General features: G+C 68.9%; 26 protein-coding genes. 13 read left to right on the forward strand and 13 right to left on the reverse strand.

Annotated elements, in window-relative coordinates; translation table 11 throughout:
* The first annotated feature begins 92 nt into the window (after nt 1-92).
* From ACZ3HV_RS35125 to ACZ3HV_RS35150, 6 genes are all read left to right on the forward strand, one after another.
* Nucleotides 93-1,559, forward strand: a complete 1,467-nt coding sequence (locus ACZ3HV_RS35125) for a WS/DGAT/MGAT family O-acyltransferase (RefSeq protein ID WP_360371400.1) — start codon at nt 93-95, stop codon at nt 1,557-1,559.
* The gene (locus ACZ3HV_RS35130; protein WP_465690826.1) at nt 1,556-2,083 is read left to right on the forward strand and encodes a DUF6912 family protein; all 528 of its coding nucleotides are present in this window, start codon (nt 1,556-1,558) and stop codon (nt 2,081-2,083) included. Before ACZ3HV_RS35125 ends, ACZ3HV_RS35130 begins: the two co-directional genes overlap by 4 nt.
* 10 nt (nt 2,084-2,093) lie before the next feature.
* The gene (gene ku / locus ACZ3HV_RS35135; protein ID WP_465690828.1) at nt 2,094-3,026 is read left to right on the forward strand and encodes a non-homologous end joining protein Ku; all 933 of its coding nucleotides are present in this window, start codon (nt 2,094-2,096) and stop codon (nt 3,024-3,026) included.
* Nucleotides 3,023-3,487 (forward strand): VOC family protein, encoded by a 465-nt coding sequence (locus tag ACZ3HV_RS35140; RefSeq protein WP_360371391.1) that lies wholly within the window; start codon nt 3,023-3,025, stop codon nt 3,485-3,487. The genes ku and ACZ3HV_RS35140 overlap by 4 nt, the downstream gene beginning before the upstream one ends.
* 166 nt (nt 3,488-3,653) lie before the next feature.
* Nucleotides 3,654-5,282, forward strand: coding sequence for an L-glutamate gamma-semialdehyde dehydrogenase (gene pruA / locus ACZ3HV_RS35145; RefSeq protein ID WP_465690830.1), 1,629 nt, complete (start codon nt 3,654-3,656; stop codon nt 5,280-5,282).
* Nucleotides 5,283-5,360: 78 nt separating this feature from the next.
* Entirely contained in the window at nt 5,361-6,422 is a 1,062-nt protein-coding gene (locus tag ACZ3HV_RS35150) for a hypothetical protein (RefSeq protein WP_465690832.1), read from the forward strand.
* Here ACZ3HV_RS35150 and ACZ3HV_RS35155 read toward each other — a convergent pair.
* Nucleotides 6,419-7,051 (reverse strand): TetR/AcrR family transcriptional regulator, encoded by a 633-nt coding sequence (locus ACZ3HV_RS35155; RefSeq protein WP_465690834.1) that lies wholly within the window; start codon nt 7,049-7,051, stop codon nt 6,419-6,421. The genes ACZ3HV_RS35150 and ACZ3HV_RS35155 overlap by 4 nt on opposite strands.
* Nucleotides 7,052-7,190: 139 nt before the next feature.
* On the opposite strand from ACZ3HV_RS35155, the gene ACZ3HV_RS35160 reads away from it, so the two are divergent.
* Nucleotides 7,191-8,057, forward strand: a complete 867-nt coding sequence (locus tag ACZ3HV_RS35160; protein ID WP_465690836.1) for an esterase/lipase family protein — start codon at nt 7,191-7,193, stop codon at nt 8,055-8,057.
* A gap of 1 nt (nt 8,058) precedes the next feature.
* Here the strand turns inward: ACZ3HV_RS35160 and ACZ3HV_RS35165 are convergent, their stop codons facing one another.
* The gene (locus ACZ3HV_RS35165) at nt 8,059-8,250 is read right to left on the reverse strand and encodes a hypothetical protein (protein WP_465690838.1); all 192 of its coding nucleotides are present in this window, start codon (nt 8,248-8,250) and stop codon (nt 8,059-8,061) included.
* Nucleotides 8,251-8,322: 72 nt separating this feature from the next.
* Complete coding sequence (locus tag ACZ3HV_RS35170; protein WP_465690840.1) at nt 8,323-8,811, reverse strand: DUF2505 domain-containing protein; 489 nt, start codon at nt 8,809-8,811, stop codon at nt 8,323-8,325.
* A 105-nt stretch (nt 8,812-8,916) separates the two neighbouring features.
* On the opposite strand from ACZ3HV_RS35170, the gene ACZ3HV_RS35175 reads away from it, so the two are divergent.
* Nucleotides 8,917-10,737, forward strand: coding sequence for a heparinase (locus ACZ3HV_RS35175; protein ID WP_465690842.1), 1,821 nt, complete (start codon nt 8,917-8,919; stop codon nt 10,735-10,737).
* Here ACZ3HV_RS35175 and ACZ3HV_RS35180 read toward each other — a convergent pair.
* The 3 genes from ACZ3HV_RS35180 to ACZ3HV_RS35190 all read right to left on the reverse strand — a co-directional run bounded on the left by ACZ3HV_RS35180 (nt 10,724) and on the right by ACZ3HV_RS35190 (nt 14,148).
* Nucleotides 10,724-12,151, reverse strand: a complete 1,428-nt coding sequence (locus ACZ3HV_RS35180) for a hypothetical protein (protein WP_465690844.1) — start codon at nt 12,149-12,151, stop codon at nt 10,724-10,726. The two genes, ACZ3HV_RS35175 and ACZ3HV_RS35180, sit on opposite strands and share 14 nt — an antisense overlap.
* A gap of 18 nt (nt 12,152-12,169) precedes the next feature.
* Complete coding sequence (locus ACZ3HV_RS35185; RefSeq protein ID WP_465690846.1) at nt 12,170-13,627, reverse strand: glycoside hydrolase family 76 protein; 1,458 nt, start codon at nt 13,625-13,627, stop codon at nt 12,170-12,172.
* A gap of 68 nt (nt 13,628-13,695) precedes the next feature.
* Nucleotides 13,696-14,148, reverse strand: a complete 453-nt coding sequence (locus ACZ3HV_RS35190; RefSeq protein WP_465690847.1) for a hypothetical protein — start codon at nt 14,146-14,148, stop codon at nt 13,696-13,698.
* A gap of 77 nt (nt 14,149-14,225) precedes the next feature.
* On the opposite strand from ACZ3HV_RS35190, the gene ACZ3HV_RS35195 reads away from it, so the two are divergent.
* The 4 genes from ACZ3HV_RS35195 to ACZ3HV_RS35210 all read left to right on the forward strand — a co-directional run bounded on the left by ACZ3HV_RS35195 (nt 14,226) and on the right by ACZ3HV_RS35210 (nt 17,955).
* Nucleotides 14,226-15,047: a tryptophan 2,3-dioxygenase gene (locus ACZ3HV_RS35195; protein WP_465690849.1), complete on the forward strand. Its 822-nt coding sequence runs from the start codon at nt 14,226-14,228 to the stop codon at nt 15,045-15,047.
* A 198-nt stretch (nt 15,048-15,245) separates the two neighbouring features.
* Complete coding sequence (locus ACZ3HV_RS35200; RefSeq protein WP_465690851.1) at nt 15,246-15,851, forward strand: hypothetical protein; 606 nt, start codon at nt 15,246-15,248, stop codon at nt 15,849-15,851.
* A gap of 95 nt (nt 15,852-15,946) precedes the next feature.
* The gene (locus ACZ3HV_RS35205; RefSeq protein ID WP_465690853.1) at nt 15,947-16,636 is read left to right on the forward strand and encodes a response regulator transcription factor; all 690 of its coding nucleotides are present in this window, start codon (nt 15,947-15,949) and stop codon (nt 16,634-16,636) included.
* 2 nt (nt 16,637-16,638) lie between these two features.
* On the forward strand, nt 16,639-17,955 hold the full coding sequence (locus ACZ3HV_RS35210) for a sensor histidine kinase (protein WP_465690855.1): 1,317 nt from the start codon (nt 16,639-16,641) through the stop codon (nt 17,953-17,955).
* Here the strand turns inward: ACZ3HV_RS35210 and catC are convergent.
* The 6 genes from catC to ACZ3HV_RS35240 all read right to left on the reverse strand — a co-directional run bounded on the left by catC (nt 17,933) and on the right by ACZ3HV_RS35240 (nt 22,528).
* Nucleotides 17,933-18,208 carry a muconolactone Delta-isomerase gene (catC, locus tag ACZ3HV_RS35215; protein ID WP_465690856.1) on the reverse strand — a complete coding sequence of 92 codons (276 nt, stop codon included), beginning with the start codon at nt 18,206-18,208 and terminating at the stop codon, nt 17,933-17,935. The genes ACZ3HV_RS35210 and catC overlap by 23 nt on opposite strands.
* The gene (locus ACZ3HV_RS35220; protein ID WP_465690857.1) at nt 18,208-19,344 is read right to left on the reverse strand and encodes a muconate/chloromuconate family cycloisomerase; all 1,137 of its coding nucleotides are present in this window, start codon (nt 19,342-19,344) and stop codon (nt 18,208-18,210) included. Before ACZ3HV_RS35220 ends, catC begins: the two co-directional genes overlap by 1 nt.
* Nucleotides 19,344-20,189 carry a catechol 1,2-dioxygenase gene (catA, locus tag ACZ3HV_RS35225; RefSeq protein ID WP_465690859.1) on the reverse strand — a complete coding sequence of 282 codons (846 nt, stop codon included), beginning with the start codon at nt 20,187-20,189 and terminating at the stop codon, nt 19,344-19,346. Before catA ends, ACZ3HV_RS35220 begins: the two co-directional genes overlap by 1 nt.
* A 23-nt stretch (nt 20,190-20,212) precedes the next feature.
* Nucleotides 20,213-21,781 (reverse strand): 4-hydroxyphenylacetate 3-hydroxylase family protein, encoded by a 1,569-nt coding sequence (locus tag ACZ3HV_RS35230; protein ID WP_465690860.1) that lies wholly within the window; start codon nt 21,779-21,781, stop codon nt 20,213-20,215.
* Between the two features lie 115 nt (nt 21,782-21,896).
* Nucleotides 21,897-22,157, reverse strand: coding sequence for a hypothetical protein (locus tag ACZ3HV_RS35235; protein WP_465690861.1), 261 nt, complete (start codon nt 22,155-22,157; stop codon nt 21,897-21,899).
* A complete protein-coding gene (locus ACZ3HV_RS35240) occupies nt 22,154-22,528 on the reverse strand; it encodes a flavin reductase family protein (protein ID WP_465690863.1) in 375 nt (124 codons plus the stop codon). Before ACZ3HV_RS35240 ends, ACZ3HV_RS35235 begins: the two co-directional genes overlap by 4 nt.
* A 140-nt stretch (nt 22,529-22,668) precedes the next feature.
* Between ACZ3HV_RS35240 and ACZ3HV_RS35245 the strand changes: the two genes are divergently transcribed.
* Nucleotides 22,669-23,484 carry an IclR family transcriptional regulator domain-containing protein gene (locus tag ACZ3HV_RS35245; protein ID WP_465690864.1) on the forward strand — a complete coding sequence of 272 codons (816 nt, stop codon included), beginning with the start codon at nt 22,669-22,671 and terminating at the stop codon, nt 23,482-23,484.
* Here ACZ3HV_RS35245 and ACZ3HV_RS35250 read toward each other — a convergent pair.
* Nucleotides 23,481-24,359, reverse strand: a complete 879-nt coding sequence (locus tag ACZ3HV_RS35250; protein WP_465690865.1) for a LysR substrate-binding domain-containing protein — start codon at nt 24,357-24,359, stop codon at nt 23,481-23,483. The two genes, ACZ3HV_RS35245 and ACZ3HV_RS35250, sit on opposite strands and share 4 nt — an antisense overlap.
* Between the last annotated feature and the right edge of the window lie 58 nt (nt 24,360-24,417).

Consider the following 24,417-nt stretch of genomic DNA (forward strand, 5'->3'; position numbering starts at 1 on the left):
GAGAGGGCGTCTAGGCCAGTGTCGCAGCCCACTGTCCGTGCGGCCCGTTAGGGTGACGAGACAGAGCTTCGAGCAGAGAGGAAGGTGACCGGATGCCCGATCGGCTGACGTCGCTGGATCTCACCTTCCTGAAAGCCGAATCCCCGGCCACCCCGATGCACGTCGGGACGGTCGACATCTTCGAGCCGCCGGTGCACTCTGGCGACGGGTTCGACTACGAGCGCCTGGTCGCGCTGATCCGGGACCGGATCACCTTCGTGCCGCGGTACCGGCAGCGGGTCCAGCAGGTGCCCGGCCGGTTCGCCGGCCCGGTCTGGGTGGACGACGAAGAGTTCGACATCACCTTCCACGTACGGCGCTCTGCCCTGCCCCGGCCGGGGACGCACGCGCAGCTGCTCGAGCTGGTCGCCCGGATCATGTCCCGCCGGCTGGACCGGGCCCGGCCGCTGTGGGAGATGTACCTGGTCGAGGGCCTGCAAGGTGACCGGTTCGCGATCATCGCCAAGTCCCACCAGGCCCTTGTCGACGGCAACAGCACGGTCGACATCGGCCAGGTGGTGCTGGACGCGACCGCACACCCCCGGGACACCCCGACCGACACCTGGGAGCCCAAACACCCACCGTCCGCGCTGGAGCTGCTCGCCGGCGTGTTCACCGACGCCACCCGCCACCCCACCGCGGTACTGGAGCTGGCCCGGGCCGAGATCGCCAGCCTGACCGGGTCGACGTCGGTCCGCGAGGTGCTCGGGGACGTGGTCGGCTCGCTGGTCGCGCAGCGCCATGTGCAGGAGAGCTCGCTGCACGTGAAGACGTCCGGTCAGCGCCGGTTCACCACCGTGCAGACCGACCTCGAGGACTACCGGACCGTCCGGGCTGCCCACGGCGGCACGGTGAACGACGTGGTCCTCGCGGTTGTCGCCGGTGCGTTCCGGGCCTGGATGATGACCCGCGGTGAGGGCGTCGGGCCGACCCGCAGCGTGCGGGCGGTGGTCCCGGTCAGCATCCGTGACGACGAGGACGAGGAACCGACCTCGCTCGGCTCCTCGGTGATCGCCTCCACGGTGAACCTCCCGGTCGGGGAGAACTCTCCGGTCATGCGCATGCACCAGATCTCGTACCAGACCAAGGTGCACAAGGACACCGGCCGCGCGGTCAGCGCCCGGTCGCTGGTCGGGATCGCCGGGTTCGCCCCGACCACGCTGCACGCGCTGGCCGCCCGGGTCGCGACCACGACCGTCCGGCCGATCGACGACGTGGTGATCACCAACGTGCCCGGACCGCAGTTCCCGCTGTACGCGCAGGGTGCCCCGATGCTGGCGTCGTACCCGGTGGTTCCGCTGATGCCCGGACAAGGGCTGTCCGTCGGCGTCACGTCGTACGACGGGAAGGTGTTCTACGGGCTCAACGCGGACCGCACCGCGATGCCGGACCTGGCTGTTTTCGCCCAATGTGTGACGGATGCGCTGGACGAGTTGCTCGACACCACCAGGGGTAGCCGGAACCGGGCTTCCCGGGGCCGGAAGAAACCCCGCGCGACAACCAAGAAGGCGGACTCATGAGGGTCTACATTCCATCCACGCTGCGGCTGCTCGACGTCGCGTGCCACGCCGGCGAGTTCGGCCCGGCCCCGCTGACCGCGTACGCCGTGACGCCCGCGCTGCGGGAGTGGTACGCGGAGGGTGACGACGAAGAGCTCGAGTACGCCGCGATGGCGCAGGCGGCCCGTGCTTCGGTGGGCCTGCTCGCGGCCGATCCGGACACGGCGCGGAGGCGCGTGGTGATCGCGGTCGAGGTGAGCGCCGTACCGCCTGCCGACGGGTCGGTCGAGCTGGGGGACGCCCGGCTGGAGCTGCAAGTGGTCATCCCGTGGACGAAGGTCGCGGCCGTCCATCTGGACGCGGCCGGTGCCGCAGCGCTGGTCGGGAAGGCGGCTGACCTGTGGGAAGCGGCCCAGAATGGTGACGACGACGCGGTTTTCGCCCTCGATTCGTGCGAGGGTGAAGACCTGCTGTGGTATGCGACACAAGAGATCCCGGACCTGTTGGCCGCGGAGGGACCCCGCGGGCTCAACGGCGTGAACTGACAGGGGGCTGATGGCGATGCAGGCGATCTGGAAGGGTGCGATCTCGTTCGGGATGGTGACGATCCCGATCAAGGTGTTCTCGGCGACCGAGGAGAAGGACATCTCGTTCCGCCAGGTGCACGTCGCCGACGGCGGCCGGATCCGCTACAAGCGAATCTGCTCGATCGACGGCGAGGAAGTGCCGTACTCCGACATCGGCAAGGGCTACGAGATGGCGGACGGCCGGATGGTGGTGCTGGAGCCGGACGACTTCGCCGACCTGCCGCTGTCCAGCAAGAAGGTCATCGACGTGCTGGAGTTCGTGCCGTCGGACCAGGTCGACCCGCTGTACCTGGGCAAGTCCTACTACCTGCAGGCCGACGGCGGGCCGGGCGCCAAGCCGTACGTGCTGCTGCGGGACGCGCTCGACGGCTCCGAGCTGTACGCGCTGGTCAAGGTGGCGCTGCGGTCGCGGGAGAGCCTCGGCCTGCTGCGGACAGTCGACGACATCCTCGTGCTGCAGGTCATGCTGTGGCCGGACGAGGTCCGGGACGCGTCCTTCGCCGCGCCACCCGAGGACGTAGAGATCCGTTCCCAGGAGAAGGCGATGGCGTCGTCGTACATCGACACGCTGCGCGGCGAGTTCGACCCGGAGCAGTACCACGACGAGTACCGGCAGGCGCTCGAGAAGGTGGTCGAGGCGAAGGCGGCGGGTGTCCCGCTGCCGGAGGCCGAGGAGGAGGAGTCCGAGGGCGCCGAGGTCGTCGACCTGGTCGCCGCGCTCCGGGCCTCGGTCGAGGCCGCCAAGGCACGCCGCGCCGGTGGGTCCGCGGACGCCGAGCCGGCCAAGAAGGCGCCGGCGAAGAAGGCGGCTGCCAAGAAGGCTCCGGCCAAGAAGGCCGCGGCCGCGAAGAAGGCCCCGGCGAAGAAGACCGCCAAGAAGACCGCGAAGAAGTCCGCATGAGCGAGCAGCCGCCGACCACGACCGAGGTTCCCCAGGACGCGTCGGAGATCCCGGTCGATCCGACCGCCGCGGTGGTGACACCGGGTGCGTACCTGCTCGAGCTCGTCCCGGTGCCGGTGACCGATGTCGACCGGGCCAAACGGTTCTACTCCGAGCAGGCCGGCTTCCACGTCGATGTCGACGTCTCGCCGGCCGACGGCGTACGCATCGTCCAGCTCACGCCGCCGGGCTCCTACTGCTCGATCACCCTGGCCACCGGCCTGCCGCAGCTCGACATGCCACCCGGCACCCTTCGCGGCCTGCACCTCGTGGTGAAGGACATCGAGGCAGCCCGCGAGGAACTGATCCAGCGCGGCGTCGAGGTCAGCGAGACCGAAGACCTCGGCGGCGTCTTCTACGCCTGGTTCCAGGACCCCGACGGCAACACGTGGGCCCTCCAGCACATGCCGTGGCGGCAGTAGGATTTCCGACAGGGAGTGCGTTGCTCTGTAGTATGTGCTACGAATAGGTAGACCAGTCGCGTTCGTGGTCGACGGGCCTGTCGTGGCACCATGAAGGCGCACGCCTGGCCACCCGCACCCGGCGTGTCCCACTACGGTCCACCACACGATCGAGGAGCCCCGCAGCATGGATGCCGTCACCGTCGTTCCGACGCCTGCCAACGAGACAGTGAAGGGGTATGCGCCCGGTTCGGCCGAGCGCACGAGCCTCGAGGCGAAGCTCAAGGAGTTCACCGCGGCGGGTGCGATCGACCTGACCTGCACGATCGGCGGCGAGCAGAAACTGGGTGGCGGCGCGCCGGTCAACGTGGTCCAGCCGCACAAGCACGCGCACGTGCTCGGCACTCTCGGCACCGCGACCGAGTCCGACGGGCGTGAGGCTGTGGTGGCGGCGCTGGCGGCGGCGCCGTCCTGGCGTTCGCTGTCGTTCGACGATCGTGCCGCGATCTTCTTGAAGGCGGCGGACCTGCTCGCGGGTCCGTGGCGCGACACCCTGAACGCGGCCACCATGCTGGGTCAGTCGAAGACGATCCAGCAGGCCGAGATCGACGCCGCGTGTGAGCTGATCGACTTCCTGCGGTTCAACGTGGCGTTCGCCCGGCAGATCGTCAGCGACCAGCCGATCTCGTCCCCGGGCGTGTGGAACCGGGTCGACTACCGGCCGCTCGAGGGCTTCGTCTACGCGATCACGCCGTTCAACTTCACCGCCATCGCCGGCAACCTGCCGACCGCGCCGGCGCTGATGGGTAACACAGTGGTCTGGAAGCCGTCCCCGACGCAGCAGTTCGCGGCGCACTGGACGATGCGGCTGTTCGAGGCCGCGGGCCTGCCGGCCGGCGTGATCAACCTGGTCACCGGCGACGGCATCGACGTGAGCAAGGCCGCTCTGACTCACCCGGACCTGGCCGGCATCCACTTCACCGGCTCGACCCGGACCTTCCAGTCGCTGTGGGGCACGGTCGGCACGAACATCGCGGCGTACAAGACCTACCCGCGGCTGGTCGGCGAGACCGGCGGCAAGGACTTCATCCTGGCGCACCCGTCGGCGGATCCGGCGGTCCTGAAGACCGCGATGGTGCGCGGCGCGTTCGAGTACCAGGGGCAGAAGTGCTCGGCCGCGTCCCGTGCGTACGTCGCTCGGTCGGTGTGGGACCGGATCCGCGACGACCTGGTCGCCGAGACCGAGTCGCTGACCATGGGTGACGTCACCGACCTGTCGAACTTCATCGGAGCGGTGATCGACGACCGCGCGTTCGCCAAGCACAAGGCGGCGCTCGACCGGGCGCGGAAGAGCGACGCGGTCGAGGTTGTTGCCGGTGGCACCTATGACGACAATGAGGGGTACTTCGTTCGCCCGACGCTGCTGGTGTCCGACGACCCGACGGACGAGATCTTCACCACCGAGTACTTCGGGCCGATCCTTGGTGTGCACGTGTACGACGACGCCGACTACGACACCGTGATGCGGCAGATGGAGCACTCGGCGCCGTACGGGCTGACCGGTGCGGTCATCGCGCAGGACCGGCGCGCGGTGGCGGAGGCTGCGGACTACCTGCGGTTCGCGGCGGGGAACTTCTATGTCAACGACAAGCCGACCGGCGCGGTTGTCGGGCAGCAGCCGTTCGGTGGGGCGCGGGCGTCTGGGACCAACGACAAGGCCGGGTCGATGTGGAACCTCATTCGTTGGGCTTCGCCGCGGTCGATGAAGGAGACCTTCGCGCCGCCGACGGACTACCGCTACCCGCACCAGGGCTGACCCTGGAAAGGCTCGGGGATGTCCCGGGAATCGGCGTTCGGCGGGAGTAGTCAGCGCCTGCCGCGTCGTTTCCCCGGTATGCATGAGACCGATCTGCACCTCGAGCCCAACGAAGCCTCCGACCTGTGCCGCGTCTTCACACCGGACGTGCTCGCTCGGCACGGCTGGGACCGGGCCTTCGTCACCGTCCTGGACGAGGCGACGGCCGAGGATGCGCTGGCGCTGCTCGTGCACGCCGCCGGGGCGCCGCTCGACGAGGGCTGGGCGGCGCAGCGGATCCTCACCGACGCGGGGCTGAACGCTGGGAAGACCGAGGATGCCGAGGCGTGCGCGTCCCGGGACGGTTACGTGTACCTGGTCGGCTCGCAGTTCGGTAAGAAGGCCGGCCCGCTCTCGGCGAAGCGCTCCTGGATCGCCCGGGTCAGCGAGCAGTCGATCGAGGAGAGCCTCGCCGGCGGGCGCGCTGAGCTGGAGATCGTCCGGTTCAAGTTCGCGCTGCACCGGGCGATCAACGATGCGCTGGCGGCGGTCGAGTTGTTGCCAGTCGGACCGCTCGGTCGGCAGGCGTACGTCGAGGAGACCATCGCGCGTGGTCAGCTCAAAGCGAAGAGCTGGAGCGGGAGCATCCGTCCGACGGACCATCCGATCAACGTCGAGGCGGCCGAGTTCCGCGCGAACGGCAATCTCCTCCTGGGCCTGCGCTACCCGGTCTCCGCCGACGGGCATCCGCTGCTGGTCGAGCTCGAGAACGTGGATGAGCTGTTCGACGACCCGAACGCCGTACCGCGCTGTGGCAACGTCTGGATCATCGGTGACGCCGGCAGTGTCGAAGCGCCGGCCGGGTTCCGCGGTCTCGACACCCACGGCGGCGATCGGTTCGACGCCGTCATCGGTGATCTCGACGCGTCCGGCAAGTCGGCCACGGTACTCGCGGACCACCCGGAAGGGGCCGTGGCGGCGTCGGAGCACGTGCACTTCGAACTCCCGTCAGACGCCGGAGGTGTGGTTGGCAGCAAGGTCGTCCACCACTTCGGCGACGTCCGCCGGGTGGAGGGTGTCGCCGTCGACCACGAGGGCCACGCCCACTACGTCATCGACGAGGAAGGCCACGTAGCCCTCCGCACCCTCGTCTTCGACTAGATCGCGAGGCCGCGGCGGACGGTGATGTAGAAGGTGGTCAGGTCGTCGATCAGGGCCTCGATCTGCTTCTTGTTGGTGAGGTCTGCGTCGAGGAGCCAGTCCGAGATCAGGTCGAACATGCCGCCGACCAGGCCGATGGCCACGCTGTGCCGGACGGCTCGCTGCTCGTCGGCCGGCGGGCCGTCGTACCGGTCCCAGAGCTGGGCGAGGAAGCCGGCGGCCCAGCGGCGGTTGGTCCGGCGCTGCCGCTCGACCGCCTCCGAGATGCCGGACGCCATGCCGAACGTGACCTTGGTGATCCGCGGGTCGTCGACGAGCGCGTGCACGAAGGTCGCGAGCAGCAGCGGTGCCTCCTGCCGTTCGTTGCCGGTCGCCTGTGCCGCGGCGCCGGCCACGCGTTCCTCCAGGCGTTCCGACGTCCGCTGCAGCAGCGCGAGGTAGCACTCCTCGCGGCTGGAGAACAGCTCGTAGAAGCTCTTCGTCCCGATGTACGCCGTACTGCAGATCTGCTCGATCGACGTGCCGAGATAGCCGTTGGCGGCGAAGAGTTTGAGCGCCGCGTCCAGCAGTTGCTCGCGTCGCTCGGCCCGGCGTTGCCCGGCGTCGAGTCCCCGTATGGTTCTGCCCATGCGCTGGACGTTACCCCGCGTGCAGAGTTCGTAACCGAGGGATCTTGTTTCGAACACGACAGCTTGTTTATAACCAGGACTCATGCTCAACTGTCCGTGATCCAGTCGTCACCGAACGATACCTGCACGGGGAGCTGCTATGACAATCCGCCTTCGCGGGGCCGCCGCGGGCCTGATCGCCGCCGTCCTGCTGATGGCCTCGGCCGCCACCGCGACCGCTGCGAGTGCCGCGCCGTCGTCGGGGTTCGACGACTGGGCGTGTAAGCCGTCGACCGCGCATCCGGAGCCGCTGGTCCTGCTGCACGGGCTGGGCGGCAACGGCCCCGGCAACTACTCGTATCTCGGTCCGTTCCTCGCCGCGAAGGGCTGTTGCGCCTTCACGCTCACCTACGGCCAGGCCGGCCCGGCGATCCCGGTCGGCGGCACGGTCTCGATCGTCCAGTCGTCGGCGGAGATCCAGGCCTTCGTCCAGCGCGTCCGCCAAGCCACCGGTGCCGCCAAGGTCGACTTCGTCGGGCACTCCGAGGGCGCCTTCCAGAGCATCTACGGCCCCAAGGTCCGCGGATACGCCGGTCAAGTGGGCAAGGTGATCGCGCTCGCGCCACCGACGCACGGTACGACGTTCGGCGGCCTGGTCAGCGTGGGTGACTACCTCGGTCTCGGCCCGCTCGTCGGCCAGGTCCTCCAGCAGTTCGGCTGCCCGGCCTGTGACGAGCTGATCGTCGGCGGATCCGCCGTACAGCAAGTGACGGCCGGCCCGATCGCACAGCCCGGCGTGAAGTACACGGTGATCGCATCCCGCTTCGACGCCCTCGTCACACCGCACGAGACGTCGTTCATCCGCGAGCCCGGTGTGGCGAACCAGTACGTCCAGGACACCTGCCCACTCGACCCGGTCGGTCACGTCGGTCTCGCGTTCGACCCGACGGTCGCCCAGTTGGTCGCGAACGCGCTCGACCCCGCGCACGCGAAGCGCGTGGTGTGCGCCTTCGGACCACCCCTGTAAGTCAGGCGGTGCGGTTGAGCTCCTGGAGGGGAGGGTCGACGAGCAGCGCGGATCCGCACTTCACGCAGATCCACTCGTCCGGCTCGTCGACCAGGTGATCCGCCGCCTCGATCCGCTCGAACGGCATCTCCGTGGCACAGAACACGCAGTACTGCGCATCCTCGCCGACCGGCTCAGAACGCTTCTTCCGCATGACGAGCTCACCTCCGAAGCAACTCTTCCGTTCAGGTTGCCACCGCAGGCGAGCCCGTCAGCGCAGCGACACTCAGTTGGTCCAGTCGCGCCCGAGCTCGTGCTCCTTCTGCAGCCCGGAGCGGATGGCGTCGACGACGAAGGGTTCGATCTTCTTGCCGATCAGGGGGACGGCGACCTTGACGTCGAGGTTGATCGCCTGGACGGTCTGACCGCCGCCGGCGGAGATGCTCGCGGTGCCCTTGAGGGTGACGGGGGTGTTGCTGATCTCACCGGCCACGTCGGCGTGCCGCGAGCCGTCGGCCGCGGCCGGGTGCCAGGTCTCGGTCTGGACCACGGTCAGTGTCTGGCCGACGAACTTCCGGGCGATGTCCGGTACGTCGTCCGACGGCATCTCCCGGCTGACCCGGACGATCGTGTCACCGCCGGACTCGCTCACCTGCACGTCGTACGACAGCGCCTTGGTCTTCTCGCAGGCCTGCTCGCGGAAGGTGGCGTCCGTGACGATCGCGAACACTTCCTCGGGGGTGGCGTCGTACGACGCCGACAGCTTCAGCTCCATGCCGCACATCATGGCATTACCGATCGGTCACCCAACGCCTCCGCGCCGCGCGGAACCGCCTGCTACGGTGCCTGGGCAAGCGATTGCCAGACGGAGTGAGGACGGATGGGGCTCGCCGAACGGTGGATGGCGGTCGGCGCGGTGGACCGCGCCGAGGCAGTGGCATCGGCTCGGCAGCGAGCCGGCGTACCGGATCTGACCGACCGAGAGGTGTGGGGGAGCCGCGACCCCGCCGCAGTGAAGGCGATCCTGGCCGAGGCGGATGCGGACCGCGCCGAGCCCTGGCCGCACACCTTGCTCTCCGACTACGCCCGCTTCTGGCGTGACGGCGCCCGCACGCCGTACGAGACCCCGGCCGGTGAGCTACGCCGCCGTACGGCGACAGCGGTCGTGGCCGCCGCGTTGACCGCCGACCAGGCGTACGTCGACCAGGCCGCGGACGGACTGTTGTTGCTGTGTGAGCAGACCACCTGGTCCTGGGCCGCACACGAGTCCTTCGCGACCGAGCGGCATGAGGTGCTGGGCGATCCCGACCAGCCCTACCTGGACCTCGGTGCGGCCGAGACCGCGGAGATCCTGGCCTGGGCCGACGTCGTACTGGGTCCCGCACTCGACGATCGCGTACCGGGGTTGCGGCGGCGCCTTCGCCGGGAGGTCCGCCGGCGCATTATCGAGCCGTTCCGGTTCGACAGGCGGTGGCACTGGCTCGGCCTGACCGGCCACCTGAGCAACTGGAACCCGTGGATCCACGGCCACGTCCTCGCCGCCGCGCTCTTCCTCGAAGACGATCCCGAGGTCCAGCTCGACGTCGCCGACCTCGTCATCGACGGCATCGACCGGTATCTCGCCTCGCTCCCAGCCGACGGCGGTTGCGATGAGGGCTACGCGTACTGGTGGAACGGTCCGGCCCGCCTGGCTCAGGCCCTCGACCTGCTCGACCGCATCACCAACGGCGCCTTCGCCCCATGGACCTGTACGCCGCTCGCCGAGCTGGCCCGGTATCCACAACGGATGGCTCTGGGCAACGGCTGGTACGTCAACGTGGCCGACGGCTCCGCCCGCCCGAATCCGAACCAGCCTTGGCACATCCTGCACCGCTGGAGCCGCCACCACGACGACCCCGAGGTGTTGGCACAGGCCGCCGCGCATCGCGATCTCCCCATCGCCCCGGTCGCCGGCCTCGGCCGTGCGCTGCTCGGTTTCACCGACGACGCCTGGTGGGCCGCACCGAAGGCGGACCTGCCGCTCCCACGATCGACCTACCTCGCTGACCTCCAGGTGCTGGTTGTTCGCGAAACGGCGGGCAGTTCGCAGGGTCTGACGCTCGCGATCAAAGGCGGCCACAACAACGAGAACCACAACCACAACGACGTCGGCTCGTTCATCGCTGCCCTCGACGGCACGCCGGTGCTCATCGACCTCGGTCAGCCGACGTACACCGCGCTCTCCTTCTCCGGCCGTCGCTACGAGCACTGGGTCGTCCGAAGCGACTGGCACAACGTCCCGGTGCTCAACGGGCAGGATCAGTCGCCCGGAACGCAGTACCGCGCAACGGAGGTCGCGGCGACGGACGACTCGCTGAGCCTGGACCTGGCCCACGCCTACCCTGATGCCTCGCGCTACCGGCGCGTGGCGAGTTTGGAGTCCGGCGCGATCACGATCGCGGACGAGTGGGACGGCACCGCCGAGCAGCACTTTGTCATCGCGGGTACGCCGGTCGCCCACGAGGCGGGCCGACTCCGCATAGAAACCCTGGCCGGCGGACAAGTCGACCTCACCTGGACAGGTGGTGTGGGCCGCCTGGAGGAACAAGCCGTGGATGACGACCTGCTGGAAGGTGTCTGGGGCCCGCGCGTGCATCGGCTGGTCATCCCCATGGACGGCACCTCCTTCGAACTGAGAATGAGCGAGCTCAGTCCGAGTTGATCCAGGACCAGACGCTCGTGGTCGCCTCCACGCCGGCCGCCTCGAAGCCGTGTAGCACCAGCTCCTGGTTCGCCTCCAAGGCCATGCCGTCAGCCAGAACCCCTTGTGTGACAAGGGTTCTGAAGGCGCCGGCCAGTCGATCCTGTGCCGGGCCGTCGACGCCCGGAGCGTAGGCGTTCGCCAAGGTGTCCAACGCGTCGTACGGCGCATGGACGCTGTAGCCGTACTCCCGGCCGGGATCGTCACCGATCGGCAGGTAGTCGTAGAACTCGGTGAACGTGATGCCTTTGTCGCCCTCCTTGGGATCGAAGGTGAGCGACAGCGTGAAGATGCAATCGTTGCCCGTCCGATGGACCTTGAGCAACGTCTCGCGCCACGCTGTCCCGTACCGCTCGAACTCCACACCGGCCTCGGTCAGCCAGTCGGCGACGCGATCCCGAACCTCCATCGGTCGCCGCGGCGTCAGCTCACCACGCTCCGCGAGCGCGCGCCAGTACGCGATGAGCGTGTCGTCCGGACCGAGCCGATCGTCCACCGGTCCGACACGATTCTTCAACCAGGGCAGGAGTTTCGCGAGTTCGGCATAGTCGAATTGCAGCTGGTACAGCGCGTCCCGCCAGACGTCCTCCGCCGTACCGTAGCCCTCTTGAAGGCCGAGCCGCTTGGCGAACGAGCCGATCGAGAACGACACCTGTGCGATCTGGTCCGGCCGAGTCGGAGCCTTTACCAGCGTCTCCCGTCGATCGGTGCCGCGTCGAGTCGGTCGCAGATCCAGGGCGGCGCACCAGCTCTCCACCTGGTCCCGCAGCGCGCCCTGACCGGCCAGTGGGTCCAGCAGCACCTCGCAGGCAGCGATCAACCGGTCCTCGGGCTCTCCGGAGGATGGCGTGCCGGCGAGCTTCTCGGCGTACCAGGCCAGCTGCGGCAAGACGTCGTACGGGAGGCGTACGCCGTAGCTGTAACCGAGGATCTCGTCCGGCCCGCGGTACTCCTCGTCGAACGAGAACTCGTCGCCCTCGCCAGGTGTCCAGAAACCCCAGCTGATCGTGACCGCGCGCCCGGTCCCGGGCTGGGTGACCGCGGCAACGATGTGCTCGCGATGCGTGCGCTTGCCGTCGACGTCCCAGTCGGACGACAAGCCCGCCTGGTGACACCAGCGACGCAGCTCGGCCCGGATGCTCGCCGGGTAGTAGCGGGCCAGCCCGTCCCGCTCCACCGCAGCCCGGCTCGCCGCCACCAGCCGCGGCTCGTCGGCACCGTCTACGTCGGTCTGTTCGAGGAAGCTCGTGAGTGCGTCGATGCCGGCGAGCGCCGTACTGACGACGATCCGCTGACCACCGGCGTCGAGCACGTATTCGATCCGGTCGCCGACGGTCAGGCTCAGCGTGCAGTCGTCTCTGTGGAGGAGAGTCACGCCCGCAACGTACCGGGGTCAGGGGGCGGCGTTGAGCAGATCGAGCGCGGACTGTTGCCGGGCCGCGTCGAGTTGGTCGACCGGGCCGTACCAGCGCAGTCCGTACTGATCCATCGCCGTCCGGTCGGCGGCGTGCGCGCGGTCGGCCTGACGCTGCAGGTACGACGTGTACGGATGGTCGGACAGCGCCGCGTTGAGCTTGCCGAGACCGCGGACATGGGCGCCCTTGAACGACGGGCCGTCACCACCGCAGTCGCCCGATTCGCACGGCTCGCGCAGGATGCCGTCGGCGGTGTGCAGTGCCGGCGCCGTGGTCGCCGCATCGGCGAGCTGCCGGGCGGTGGTCAGGTACGCCGAGTTGTTCGTTGCCTTGGACAACTCGGTGAGCGCGCCGACCAGCACACCCTGGTTGTAGGTCCACGCGGTGTCGCCGTTGTTCTTGCACGTGGACAGGTCGATCCCGTCGTTCACCAGCCGCGAGCCGTTGATCATGCCCGTCTGCTGGAACCAGGTCCACCCGGCCTGCGCCCGCTGCAGGTACGTCGTGTCACCGGGGATCCGGCTGTGCAGGGCCGCGCTGAGCTGGATGTAGAGCGAGTTGGAGATGGCATTCTTGTACGTCTTCGCCTCGCTCCACCACACCCCGCCGCCACAGGTGCTGTCCCAGTACGCCGCCATGTGGTCGGCGTCGGCCCGAGCAGTCTGCAGGTAGAGCGCTTCACCGGTCAGGTCGTACGCCGCGACCCACACCAGGCCCCACCATCCGGTGTCGTCGATGTAGTCGTTGCGGAACTGGCCTTCCGCGTCGTTGAGGTTCAGGTCATAGGTCCGCGCGATCGCGTACTTGTAACTGTCCATCCCGCTGACCCGGATGTTGTCGATCACCGCGTTCAGTGCGTTGGCGGAGTTCCACCAGCCGGTCGTGTCGAAGAGTCCGGTGGACAGGTTGTAGTACTGCATCTGCGCGGTGGCGGCCGCCGTACGGCGATCCCACGCGTTCCACGTGGTCCGGGCCCACGGCGTACAGGCGATGTCGGCGCGATCGCCGGCCTTGCCGCAGGCGCGCAGGGCACCGACGCCGAGGTTGTTCCAGTCGTCGACGTTGTACATCTGGGTGCGCCAACCGCCGTGCCCGGTGGGGATCGCGGTGTTGCCGAGGCGGCTGCCGCCGGACCAGGTACGGCCGCCGTCCATCGAACGGTCCAGCCAGACCTCGTCGCCCGGGCTGCCGTTCTCGATCGAGGCCCAGCCCATCGCGTCGGCGTCATCGAAATGCAGCTTGATGGTCCGGCCGAACAGAGTCGCCGACACCGGGACGCGGTCGCCGGGGGACAGGGCGGGGTCGCGGGCGTCGCAGTACTTGTTGCAGATCGTTGCCTGAGGGGACATGGTGACCGCCGGGGTGGAGGGCGCAGGTGGCGTCGCGCCAAGAGGGGCGACGAGCAGACTGAGGCTGGAAACGATTCCAACGTACATCACAGATCTCCCTGGGGCGGTAGGAAGAGAGCGGTGTCACCGAAGGTAGGTGGACCGTCACTGCGACGTCAAGACGTCAGCAAAGCCAGCAGGATCCCGAGGGTGAACAGCACGGTGAAGGCGATCGCGACCCGCCGGCCGCACTCGTTGCGGTGCCGGATCGCGGTGCGGTCGACGGTGGTGGCGCATGGCTCGAAGCTCCTCGAGTCAGCACGGGCGAGGACGGCGGCCAGGCGTGCGCGGGCCGTCTGCTGTGACGCCTGCCGCGTCGCTTCCTGTACGACGCGGTGCCGCATGAACTCCCGCGGATGGGCGGGCAGTGGCAGGCCTGGCGGGAGCGCCCGCTGGACGACGGCGTGGGCCGCGGCCACCCGCCGGGCCCGGCTGATCGAAGGCGGGAGGATCAGGTAGGCGAGGTGGACCAGGGACGGATAGTCGTCGAGCAGCAGCGTCTCGATCAGCGGCTCTTCACGCGTGGGCCCCTGGATGGGTCCGGGAACGACCTCGACCGTGGCGGACATGCAACTCCTTGTTTCGGCGTACCCAAGGTCCAACGACCGAATCCCTGACCGGTCACGAACGCGTTAGTCTCGGCCTCATGAGCACTGAGGACGGGGTTGCGGGGCGGTGGGACGGGGTCGACGTGCACTTCGGCGAGGAGGGCGGGCGGCTCACGTACGGCAGTTATCTGCGGCTGGGCGAGCTGCTCGACCAGCAGCGGCTGGAGTCGGATCCGCCCGCGCACGACGAGCTGCTGTTCATCACCATCCACCAGGTGTACGAGCTGTGGTTCAAGCAGGTCCTGCACGAGATGAGCGCGTCCCGCGACGCGATGCTGTCCGGTGAGCTGTGGCGGGCCCAGCACCTGCTCCGCCGCGTGCACACCATCGAGCGCACGCTGATCCAGCAGGTCGACATCCTCGAGACGATGACCCCGCAGGACTTCGGGGAGTTCCGGCATCGGCTGTCGCCGGCGAGCGGGTTCCAGTCCGTGCAGTTCCGCGAGATCGAGTTCCTCTCCGGTGCCAAGGATCCGTCCTTCGTACGCCGCTTCCGCGGGCTGACCGAGGTCGAGAAGGAACGCCTCGGCCGGCGGCTGGAGGAGCCGACGCTCTGGGACGCCTTCCTCGGTGTGTTGCAGGAGGCCGGCTTCGACACCGACTCCGAGGACTCGATCCGGGACGCACTCCGCAAGGTCGCGGGCGACCGCGGCCACTACGCCGCGATCTGGGAGCTGGCCGAGGCCTTGGTCCAGCACGACGAGCTCGCCGCCGCCTGGCGCGCCCGCCACGTCGTCATGGTCGAGCGCATGATCGGCACCAAACCCGGCACCGGCGGCTCCTCCGGCGCCGGCTACCTCCGCAGCCGCCTGGACCTCCGCTACTACCCCCTCCTCTGGAACCTCCGCACCACCCTCTAGGTGGTTCACCCACGCGTGCTACCCAGTCACTCCTTCGTCGCGCCTGGTCCGCGCGCTACCGCGGTACCGGGCGGTTTGCGGTGAGAAATCTGCATCTGGCGGCAGTTTCTTTCCGCAAAGAGTGTGAGCCGCCACGCTGGGCGTTAGTGTCACGACGCAGGGTCGCGGGCACTGGGTGGTCCGGCGAAGGGACGTGGTGTGAAGCTCTACTCCAATGTGGGGACGCAGCGGTTCGGGCAGGTTGTGGGGGACCTGTTGCTGGTGGGCTGGGTCTGGGTGTGTGTCGAGCTCGGGCTCCTGGTTTTTCGGATCACGAATGCTTTGGGTACGCCGGGGCGGAAGGCGGCCGAGGCGGGTGACGGGCTGGCCGGGGATCTGCGTCGGATGTCGGAGCCGATCGGGAAGGTTCCCGTGGTGGGCGACCAGTTGCGGTCGCCCGTCGACGGGGCTGCCGGCGCCGCGGGAAGGCTGGCGCAGGCCGGGCGGGACCAGGCACACGCGGTCGAGCAGCTGGCGTACGTGCTGGCCGGGGTGACCATCGGTCTGCCGATCCTGTTCGCGCTGCTCATCTGGTTGCCGCGCCGGATCAGGTTCTCCCGGCGGGCCACGGCAGCCCAGAGGTTCATCGACAACGCCGCCGATCTGGACCTGTTCGCCCTCCGGGCCATGGCCAACCAGCCCATGCACAAACTCGCCAAGATCTCCGACGACCCCGTCGCCGCCTGGCGCGACGGCGACACCGCGATCATCGCCGAACTCGCGAGCCTCGAACTCCGCACCACCGGCCTGAGACCACCGGCCTGAGACCACCGGCCTGAGACCACCGGCCTGAGACCGGCGGCCGGCACTTAACCGCGGCTTGAGGCTCGCTTGAGGGCGCTGAAGCTACTCTCAACACCATGGCGCGGGTGTTGCTGGTCGAGGATGATGACGCGATTCGGACGTCGTTGGGGAAGTCCCTGACGGCGGCCGGGCATGTCGTCACGGCCGTCGCCGCCGGGGCCGAAGGGGTGGCGATGGTTGCCCGGGAGCGGCCGGAGGTGCTGCTGCTCGACCTCGGCCTGCCCGACCTGGACGGGCGGGACGTGCTGGCCATGGTTCGCTCGGTCAGCGACGTGCCGGTGATCGTGGCGACGGCGCGCGACGACGACGCCAGCGTGGTCAAGCTGCTCGATGCCGGCGCCGACGACTACGTGATCAAACCGTTCAGCTCGGCCCAGATCGACGCCCGGATCCGCGCGGTCCTGCGCCGCCTCGGCCAGGACCAGCAGGGCGAGTCGCTGGTCGACCTCGGCGCGCTCCGGATCGACCCGCGCAGCCGCGAGGTCACCGTCGACGGCAACCCGGTCGAGCTGACCCGCAAGGAGTTCGACCTGCTGCTCGCGCTGTCCCGTCGCCCGGGTGCCGTGGTCACCAAGCGCGAACTGCTGGCCGAGGTCTGGGGTCTGCCGTGGGGCGGCGGAGACCGGACAGTCGACGTCCACCTGTCCTGGTTGCGCCGGAAGCTCGGCGAGACGGCAGCCGAGCCCCGCTTCCTGCACAGCGTCCGCGGTGTCGGGATCAAGCTCGCCGCACCCGAGGGTGGCTGACGATGCGCCGCCGGATCCTGTTGCTCTCGGTCGGCATGACCACGCTCGTCGTGCTGGCGTTCGCCATACCGCTGATCATTCTGCTGCGCAGTACGACGGCAAACGACGCCAAGGACCAGGCGCGGTACCGGGCCGAGACCGTCGCGTACTACGTCGGCGACAAGAACCACACGGCTGACGACATCACGGCGTACATCCAGGACGTCAGCAAGGACTGGTCGGGGACCGTCTCGGTCCGGATGCCCGACGGGTCGACGCTCGGCAATCCACCGCCGGGCGGGGTCCCGACGCCGAAGCCGGTGCCCGCGGACTTCGACGACGACGATGACGACAACAAGAAAGGCCCGCCGAAGGTCGGCGACGCCGACTACCGCAACGTCGGCGGCGGGATGGCGGTCGACGTCAGCGTCGACACCCCGAACGGCCCGGCGTCGGTCTGCCTGTACCTGACCGCCGACGAGCTGTACGCCGGCCTCGTCCCGCGCGTCCTCATCCTGATCGGCGGCAGCCTGCTCGTCCTCCTGCTCAGCATCCTCGGCGCCGAACTCGTCTCCCGCCGCCTCGCCCGCCCGCTGGAAGAGACAGCCGGTACGGCGGAACGCCTGGCGCAAGGGGATATGGACGCGCGCGCACCGACGACCGGCCCGGCCGAAGTGGCCAAGGTCGGTTCCGCGCTCAATGGTCTTGCCGACCGGATCGACGAGGTGATCGCGGTCGAGCGCGAGGCGGTCGCCGACCTGTCGCATCGACTCCGTACGCCGTTGACCGCGCTCCGGCTCCAGGTCGAGGCCCTGCCGGACCGCGAGAGCGCCGAGGAGCTCAACACCCAGGTCACCAACCTGGAACGAACCCTGACCGCGGTGATCAGCGCGGCCCGCCGACCGCAGCGTGAGGGGCGGGTCCCGCACTGCGACGCCGTCGAGGTGACCCGCAAGCGGGCCGCGTTCTGGGAACCGCTCTTCGAGGACCAGGGTCGAGAGCTCGCCCTCGACCTCCCGACCCCGCCGGCGATGGTCCGCTCGTCAGCAGAGGACCTCGCCGCCGCACTGGATGCCCTGGTCGAGAACGTCGTCGCCCACACGCCCGACGGCACCCCGGCCCGGATCACGCTGACCCGCGAGCAGAACGGCGTACGCATCGTGGTCGCCGACGAAGGCCCCGGCATCCCGCTGGGTGCCGGTGAGCGCGGCCGCAGCGACCGCGGCTCGACCGGCCTCGGGCTCGACATCGCCCGCCGCTGCGCCGAAGCCGCCGGCGGCGAACTCACCATCCATCGCAACGAGGTCGTGCTGACCCTCAGATCTTCGACGGGTGCGTAGCCAGCGGCGTCACGTGGATCGTCAGGTACGGGAACAGCGGCAGGCTCGACAGCACGTCGTGGAGCTCGTCGTTGGACGACACGTCGAAGACGCTGAAGTTCGCGTACTCACCGGCGATCCGCCACAGCTGCGGCCAAACGCCCTTCTCCTGCAGCTCGATGGCCCGAGACCGTTCGCGAGCGACCAGGTCAGCGCGGACGGTGGGATCCATGTCAGGCGGCAGGTGGACATCCATCCGGACGTGGAACAGCATCACGACTCCTTGGTCAAGAACGGGCGGCGCAGGGCGGCGACGGCGTCGGGGTCGAGTTCGACACCCAGACCCGGACCGCTGGGCAACTGGAGGGCGCCGTCGGCATAGACCAGTGGCGTGCGGAGGACTTCTTCGGCGAACAACAGCGGGCCGAAGAGCTCGCTGCCCCACGTGACGCCAGGGGCCGCGCAGGCCAACTGCAACGAAGCAGCCGTACCGATCCCGGTTTCGATCGAGGTGCCGCCGTGGCACGGGATGCCGGCGGCGGCAGCGATCGCGACGATGTCCCGGGCCCGCCGGAGCCCGCCGACCTTGGTGGTCTTCATGGACCAGATGTCGGCGGCGCGCAATCCGGCCAGTCGGAGAGCGTCAACAGGCGTCCGCAGGCTCTCGTCCGCCATCATCGGTATCGGCAGCAGACGGTTGAGCTCGGCCAGCGCCTCGACCTGTTCGCCCGGGACCGGCTGTTCGACCAGCTCGACCCCGGCGGCAGCGAGCCGAGGCAGATAGGTCTTGGCCGTGAGGAAGTCCCAACGGGCGTTGAGATCCACGCGGACCCCGGCCGACCCGACCAGCTTCTCGGCGATCGCACAGATCCGGCGCGTGTCCTCCTCCGGATCGAGTGCACCCATCTTCAACTTGAAGGTCTTGTGCGCACCGGACCGGAGTTTGGTCAACGCCTCCTCGACGACGACCTCCTCCGGATCGGCCCCGAGCGCCCAGGTCACGTCGACCGAAGTACGCGCGAGACCGCCGAGGAGCACGTGCACCGGCACGCCCAGCGACCGCGCCCACGCATCATGCAAGGCGACCTCGACCGCCGCCTTCGCATACAGGTTGGCGTTGACGTGATCGCAGATGTCATCCCAGATCTCCGCAAGGCGATCCACCCGGCGTCCCGGCAGCAGCGGAGCGACGTACGTGTCGAGGGTGACCTTCATCGACTCGACCGATTCGCCGCCCCACCACGGACCGCCCGGAACCACGCCCTCACCCACACCCACGACGCCGTCGCGGGTGTGGACGAAGGCCAGCAGCACCGGCTGGGCGGTCATCGTGACGCGGGCGAACCGGTGCGGCCGCCTCAGCGGTACGTCGATGATGACCGTCTCCAGCCGGTCGATGGTGAGATCCATCAGGCCGGCTCGAGCTCGAAGTCGTACGACACCCGCCGTACGCCGGTGCCGTCGTCGACCGGGTCGAGGATCAGCTCGGGCTTGGTGGCCTCGGCGACATCGGAGTCGAGCCACTCGCCACCGGCGAAATACAGCTGGGTGGTGATGGTGCGATGTCCGTCGGCGCGCACCATCAGGTGCAGGTGGGCCGGCCGCCACGGGTGCCATCCGGCCGCCTCGATGAGCTTGCCGGTCGGCCCGTCGGTCGGGATCTGGTACGGCGCCGGCTGCACGGTCCGGATCGAGAAGTTGCCCTCGGCATCCGTCACCACGATGCCACGGAGGTTGCCGTCCGGAAGGTGCGGCGCGAACCCGGAGTAGTAGCCGTCGGCATCGGCGTGCCAGATGTCCACCTCGGCTCCGGCCAGCGGAGACCCGTCCAGCTCGCGGACCTGACCCGAGAACACCAGCGGCGTGCCCTTCTCGTCCGGCCGATGCGGCAACTCACACGAGGAAGACAACCGCGTCTGGCCCCCAAGGTAGTAAGGCCCTTCGATCGTTCCCTTCGTGCCGCGCTGCGACGACGCCGCGACTTCCTCGACGACGTGCTCGACGAACACGTCCATGAAGAGCGGCCACTCGCCCACCTCACCGACTTCCATCAGCCAGGCCTTGGCCGCCTGGAACTCGGGATACGTCACGTTGTTCTCGCGGATCGCGGTGTGCACGCCCTGGAGCACGGCAGTAACTACCGCACTGACGCGCTCCGGCGATGACCCGGCATCGGACAGCGTCCTGGCCTTGAAGTTCTGGCTCGCGTTCGCGCCCGAGCCCGCGGCGGTCGGGGAATCTTGCACAGTTGTCATGATGCGCTCCATGTCTTGCGAGATCAGCGGTTCAGGATCCGGCTGACGTCGGTCGGGTTGATCAGGTCCGGAACGGTCCAGCCGTCCAGGTCGTACTCGGCGAGCATGGTCTCGGCGAAGCCCTTCATCGCCGCGGTCTCGCCCTGGGCCTCGGCGGCGAACAGGATCTCGGCCTTCACGTTCTCGTGGTTGCCCGAGTAGTTGCGCTCGTACAGTTCGTGGCGGCCGCCGAACTCGGTACCGACCGCGTCCCACAGGGCCTTCATCAGCTTGGTGCGCTCGACCGCGTCGTACCCGTTCGATCCGCGCACGAAGCGGTCCAGGTACGGACGCACCTCGGGGGTCTTGAAGTCGACCGCGTTGGAGTTCAGGTAGATCAGGCCGGACGCCACGTCCTGCTGGATGATCTCCTTCACCCGCGGGTAGCCGGTGATCATGAACTGGCGGTAGATCAGGCCGTAGTCGAGCTTCGGCAGCACGGACCCGTTCGGGCCCGGGTCGGGGTTGAGCGCCATCGCATCGGCCATGCACCGGAACAGGTTGCGCCAGCCGATCACCTCACCGACGCGGGTCTGCACGCCGCGGAAGTCCTTGCTGCCCGTGCATTCGAGGGCCTTGAGCAACAGTCCGGCGATGAAGTCGAGTTTCACCGACAGCCGGATGCAGCCGTGGAAGGTGAACCGCGGGATGAACCCGGACTGCGGGAAGAACCCGTTGATCTTGTCGACGTCGCCGTACAGGAAGATGTTCTCCCACGGCACCAGCACCTTGTCGAAGACGAAGATGGTGTCGTTCTCGTCCAGCCGGCTGGACAGCGGGTAGTCGAACGGGCTGCCCATCACGTCGGCCTGCATCGTGTACGACGGCCGGCAGATGAGCTTCACACCAGGAGCGCTCATCGGCACCGTACAGATCAGGGCGTACTCCTTCTTCTTGATCGGCAGCCCGTAGTGCGCGATGAAGTTGTAGTTGGTGATCGCCGAGCCGGTCGCCACCACCTTCGCGCCGGACACGATCACGCCGGCGTCGGTCTCCTTCTCGACCCGCATGAAGATGTCGCCGGCCTCGTCGGGCGGCAGGTTGCGGTCGACCGGCGGGTTGATGATCGCGTGGTTCCAGTACAGGACCTTCTCCTGCGACTCCTTGTACCAGCGCTTCGCGTTCTCCTCGTACGGCGCGTAGAAGTCGGTGTTGCCACCGAGCGTGCCGAGGAAGCTGGCCTTGTAGTCCGGGCTGCGGCCCATCCAGCCCCAGGTCTGGCGAGCCCAGTGCTCGATCGCGACCCGGTCCTTCTGCAGGTCCGCCGAGCTGTGCGGGGTCCGGAAGAACGGGTGCGTGTAGCCGCCGTTGCCGGTGTCGGTCGGGACGGTGATCTCGTCCTTGGTCGCCGGGTCGTGCAGGGCGTCGTACAAACGTGCCGTCATCCGGGTCGGGTTGCGGAACGCGGGGTGCTCGGTGACGTCCTTGACCCGTTCGCCGTAGATCCAGATCTCGCGGTCGTCACGGATCGAGTCGAGATACTCGGCGCCGGTCATCGGGCGCGTCGTGGTGGTGGTGGCTTGCTGGACTGGGGTGTTCTGCGTCGTGGTCATGGGGCCTCCCGGCCTGGACTGAGGAGTGGAGGGAGCGAAGCGACTGGAGCGACGAGGGAAGGCCGGGAGTTACAGCCCCATGACCCGCCGCGCCGGAGGCGTGGCATCAGCACGGTCATGGGGCCTCCCGGCCTGGACTGAGGAGTGGAGGGAGCGAAGCGACTGGAGCGACGAGGGAAGGCCGGGAGCCAAGGCCCCATGACCCTGCCGGCGCCGAAGGCCCGGCCAAAAGCACAGCGTCGAACCAGCCGCGGTCCGGGCAGTCGATCGAGCCCGACCAATGGGTCTCGACCGGGCCGAGGTAGCGGAACCGGCCGCCGTGGAACAGCAGCGGGTCCCGGGCGGTGATGTCGACCGCGGTCACCTCACCGATCACGATGAGATGGTCGCCGCCGTCGTACGTCCGCCACGGCCGGCACGAGATCGTCGTGGCGGTGCCTTGAGCAGCGGAGCGAGTGGGCCGTCGACCCAGCCGGGAGCGGGGTCGGAGGGGCGCCCGGCGAAGTGCCAGGCGACATCGAGCTGGTCGTCGGCGAGCACGTTGATCGCGAACGGCTTGCCGGCCAGGTACTGGCACGCCTTCGCGGTCCGGTTCAGCGTGACCTGGGCCAGCGCCGGCTCGAGCGAGACGGCGGTGAAGGCGTTGACGGTGGCGCTGTGCGGGCGGCCTTCGTCGCTCGTGCAGGTCACCACGGTCACGCCGGTGGCGAACTGGCCGAACGCGTTGCGGAGCTCTCGCGGGTCCATCTGCGGTCACCTCCAGGGTGTACGCTCTGCGTACAGTACGTACGCTTGGCGTACGACAAGACCATGGAGTCCTGGCGGGCGACTGTCAAGGGCTCAACAACTTTTCGTGGAAGGCTCAGCTCTTTGAAAGGATGGCCCGCATGACCGGGGAGGGCAGCGAGCGCGATTACGTGCAGTCGATCGAGCGCGGGTTCGCCGTACTGCTCGCGTTCGACGCCGAGCGGCCGAATCCGACGCTGGCCGAGGTCGCCACGGCGACCGGGTTGTCGCGTCCCGCCGTCCGCCGGATCCTGCTGACGCTGCAGCGGCTCGGGTACGTCGCGGCGACGGGGAGCCGGTGGACCCTGACGCCACGGGTGCTGACGATCGGCCAGCACTACGCGGCCACGCACAGCTTCGTCGAGACCGCGCAACCGCATCTGCTCCGGCTGGCCGAGGCGACCCAGGAGTCCGCGTCCCTCGCCCAGCTCGACGGAACCGATGTCGTGTACGTCGCTCGCGTCCAGGTGCGCCGGATCATGAGTGTCTCCGTCGACGTGGGCAGCCGGGTGCCGGCGCATGCGACGTCGATGGGGCGGGTGCTGACCGCGTGGGCGGACGCGTCGGTCGTCGACGCGGTCATCGCGGCCGGACTGCGGCGGCTGGCGCAACGCACGATCACCGATCCGACGGCTTACCGGGACGCGCTCCACCAGGTTCGGAAGGACGGGTACGCCGTGGTCGAGTCGGAACTCGAGGACGGGCTGCTGTCGGCCGCGGTCCCGGTCCGCGCACCGGATGGCGGCGTACTCGCGGCGCTCGCCTACTCCACGACCGTGGGGCGGATGAGCGCGGAGCAGATCGTCGAGAAGGTCATCCCGCTCATGCGGGACACCGCCGCGGCCGTCGCCGAAGATCTGCGTCTGCTTGGCAACACGCGTCGGGTCGAAGCCGCTCCGCGCGACGGATTCTTCTAAGCCAGCGCGGTCACGACCGCGAGTGCTCGGTGGAGGGCCGGCGCATCGTCGTCGGCGCGAGTCGCCGCGGCCAGCTCGACGGTGGCCTTGCCGGTCAGCGGCCGATAGGTCACCCCCGGCACGTTGAGCTCGGCGACCGGCGCGGGCACCACGGCGATTCCCAGTCCGGCCGCGACGAAGGTGACCAGCGTCGACGTCTCGGCGACCTCGTGCCGGATCCGCGGCTCGAAGCCCGCCTCCCGGCAGCGCGCGAGCACGGTGTCGTGCATCACCGACCGTCCGCCACCGGCGTGGATGACGAAGTCCTCGCCGGCCAGCTCCTTCAGTCGCAGGCGTTCCCGACCGGCGAGGTGATGCCCGTCGGGGACCGCGACGATGAGCCGATCGGCCCGCAGCACCTCGAGCCGCAGCGCATCGTCGTCGACCGGCGGGCGGAGCAGGCCGAGGTCGATCCGCCCGGCCAGCAGCGCGCCGACTTGGTCGGGAGCGAGCATCTCGCCCTGGACCGAGACTTCGACGTCCGGCAGTTCGTCGCGCAACGTCCGGACGAGCTGCGGCAGCAGGCTGTACGTCGCCGAGCCGACGCATCCGATCACCAGTCGCCCTTGCAGCCCGGCCGCGACCCGTTGCGCCTCGTCGGCGGCCGACGAGACCGCGGCGATGATCTGGCGGGCCCGCACGAGGTAGGCCTCACCGGCGGCGGTGAGCTCGACGCGTCGCGTCGTACGCCGGAGCAGCTGGAGGCCGAGCTCGGTCTCCAGCTGGCGGATCTGCTGGGACAGCGGTGGCTGGGCCATGTGCAGCCGCGCCGCGGCGCGGCCGAAGTGGCGCTCCTCGGCGACGGCGACGAAGTACCGCAGATGGCGCAGTTCCATGATTCATACTTGCAGAGTCTCGATCGAGCATAAATGAGTATTTCTCCATATCGGTCTC

Source organism: Kribbella sp. NPDC020701, assembly GCF_055562215.1.

Bases quoted from the DNA above. Each gene is read 5' to 3' on its own strand.
- ACZ3HV_RS35125 (WP_360371400.1), top strand. From the start codon at position 93: ATGCCCGATCGGCTGACGTCGCTGGATCTCACCTTCCTGAAAGCCGAA.
- ACZ3HV_RS35130 (WP_465690826.1), top strand. From the start codon at position 1,556: ATGAGGGTCTACATTCCATCCACGCTGCGGCTGCTCGACGTCGCGTGC.
- ku (WP_465690828.1), top strand. From the start codon at position 2,094: ATGGCGATGCAGGCGATCTGGAAGGGTGCGATCTCGTTCGGGATGGTG.
- ACZ3HV_RS35140 (WP_360371391.1), top strand. From the start codon at position 3,023: ATGAGCGAGCAGCCGCCGACCACGACCGAGGTTCCCCAGGACGCGTCG.
- pruA (WP_465690830.1), top strand. From the start codon at position 3,654: ATGGATGCCGTCACCGTCGTTCCGACGCCTGCCAACGAGACAGTGAAG.
- ACZ3HV_RS35150 (WP_465690832.1), top strand. From the start codon at position 5,361: ATGCATGAGACCGATCTGCACCTCGAGCCCAACGAAGCCTCCGACCTG.
- ACZ3HV_RS35155 (WP_465690834.1), bottom strand. From the start codon at position 7,051: ATGGGCAGAACCATACGGGGACTCGACGCCGGGCAACGCCGGGCCGAG.
- ACZ3HV_RS35160 (WP_465690836.1), top strand. From the start codon at position 7,191: ATGACAATCCGCCTTCGCGGGGCCGCCGCGGGCCTGATCGCCGCCGTC.
- ACZ3HV_RS35165 (WP_465690838.1), bottom strand. From the start codon at position 8,250: ATGCGGAAGAAGCGTTCTGAGCCGGTCGGCGAGGATGCGCAGTACTGC.
- ACZ3HV_RS35170 (WP_465690840.1), bottom strand. From the start codon at position 8,811: ATGGAGCTGAAGCTGTCGGCGTCGTACGACGCCACCCCCGAGGAAGTG.
- ACZ3HV_RS35175 (WP_465690842.1), top strand. From the start codon at position 8,917: ATGGGGCTCGCCGAACGGTGGATGGCGGTCGGCGCGGTGGACCGCGCC.
- ACZ3HV_RS35185 (WP_465690846.1), bottom strand. From the start codon at position 13,627: ATGTACGTTGGAATCGTTTCCAGCCTCAGTCTGCTCGTCGCCCCTCTT.
- ACZ3HV_RS35190 (WP_465690847.1), bottom strand. From the start codon at position 14,148: ATGTCCGCCACGGTCGAGGTCGTTCCCGGACCCATCCAGGGGCCCACG.
- ACZ3HV_RS35195 (WP_465690849.1), top strand. From the start codon at position 14,226: ATGAGCACTGAGGACGGGGTTGCGGGGCGGTGGGACGGGGTCGACGTG.
- ACZ3HV_RS35205 (WP_465690853.1), top strand. From the start codon at position 15,947: ATGGCGCGGGTGTTGCTGGTCGAGGATGATGACGCGATTCGGACGTCG.
- ACZ3HV_RS35210 (WP_465690855.1), top strand. From the start codon at position 16,639: ATGCGCCGCCGGATCCTGTTGCTCTCGGTCGGCATGACCACGCTCGTC.
- catC (WP_465690856.1), bottom strand. From the start codon at position 18,208: ATGCTGTTCCACGTCCGGATGGATGTCCACCTGCCGCCTGACATGGAT.
- ACZ3HV_RS35220 (WP_465690857.1), bottom strand. From the start codon at position 19,344: ATGGATCTCACCATCGACCGGCTGGAGACGGTCATCATCGACGTACCG.
- catA (WP_465690859.1), bottom strand. From the start codon at position 20,189: ATGACAACTGTGCAAGATTCCCCGACCGCCGCGGGCTCGGGCGCGAAC.
- ACZ3HV_RS35230 (WP_465690860.1), bottom strand. From the start codon at position 21,781: ATGACCACGACGCAGAACACCCCAGTCCAGCAAGCCACCACCACCACG.
- ACZ3HV_RS35240 (WP_465690863.1), bottom strand. From the start codon at position 22,528: ATGGACCCGCGAGAGCTCCGCAACGCGTTCGGCCAGTTCGCCACCGGC.
- ACZ3HV_RS35245 (WP_465690864.1), top strand. From the start codon at position 22,669: ATGACCGGGGAGGGCAGCGAGCGCGATTACGTGCAGTCGATCGAGCGC.
- ACZ3HV_RS35250 (WP_465690865.1), bottom strand. From the start codon at position 24,359: ATGGAACTGCGCCATCTGCGGTACTTCGTCGCCGTCGCCGAGGAGCGC.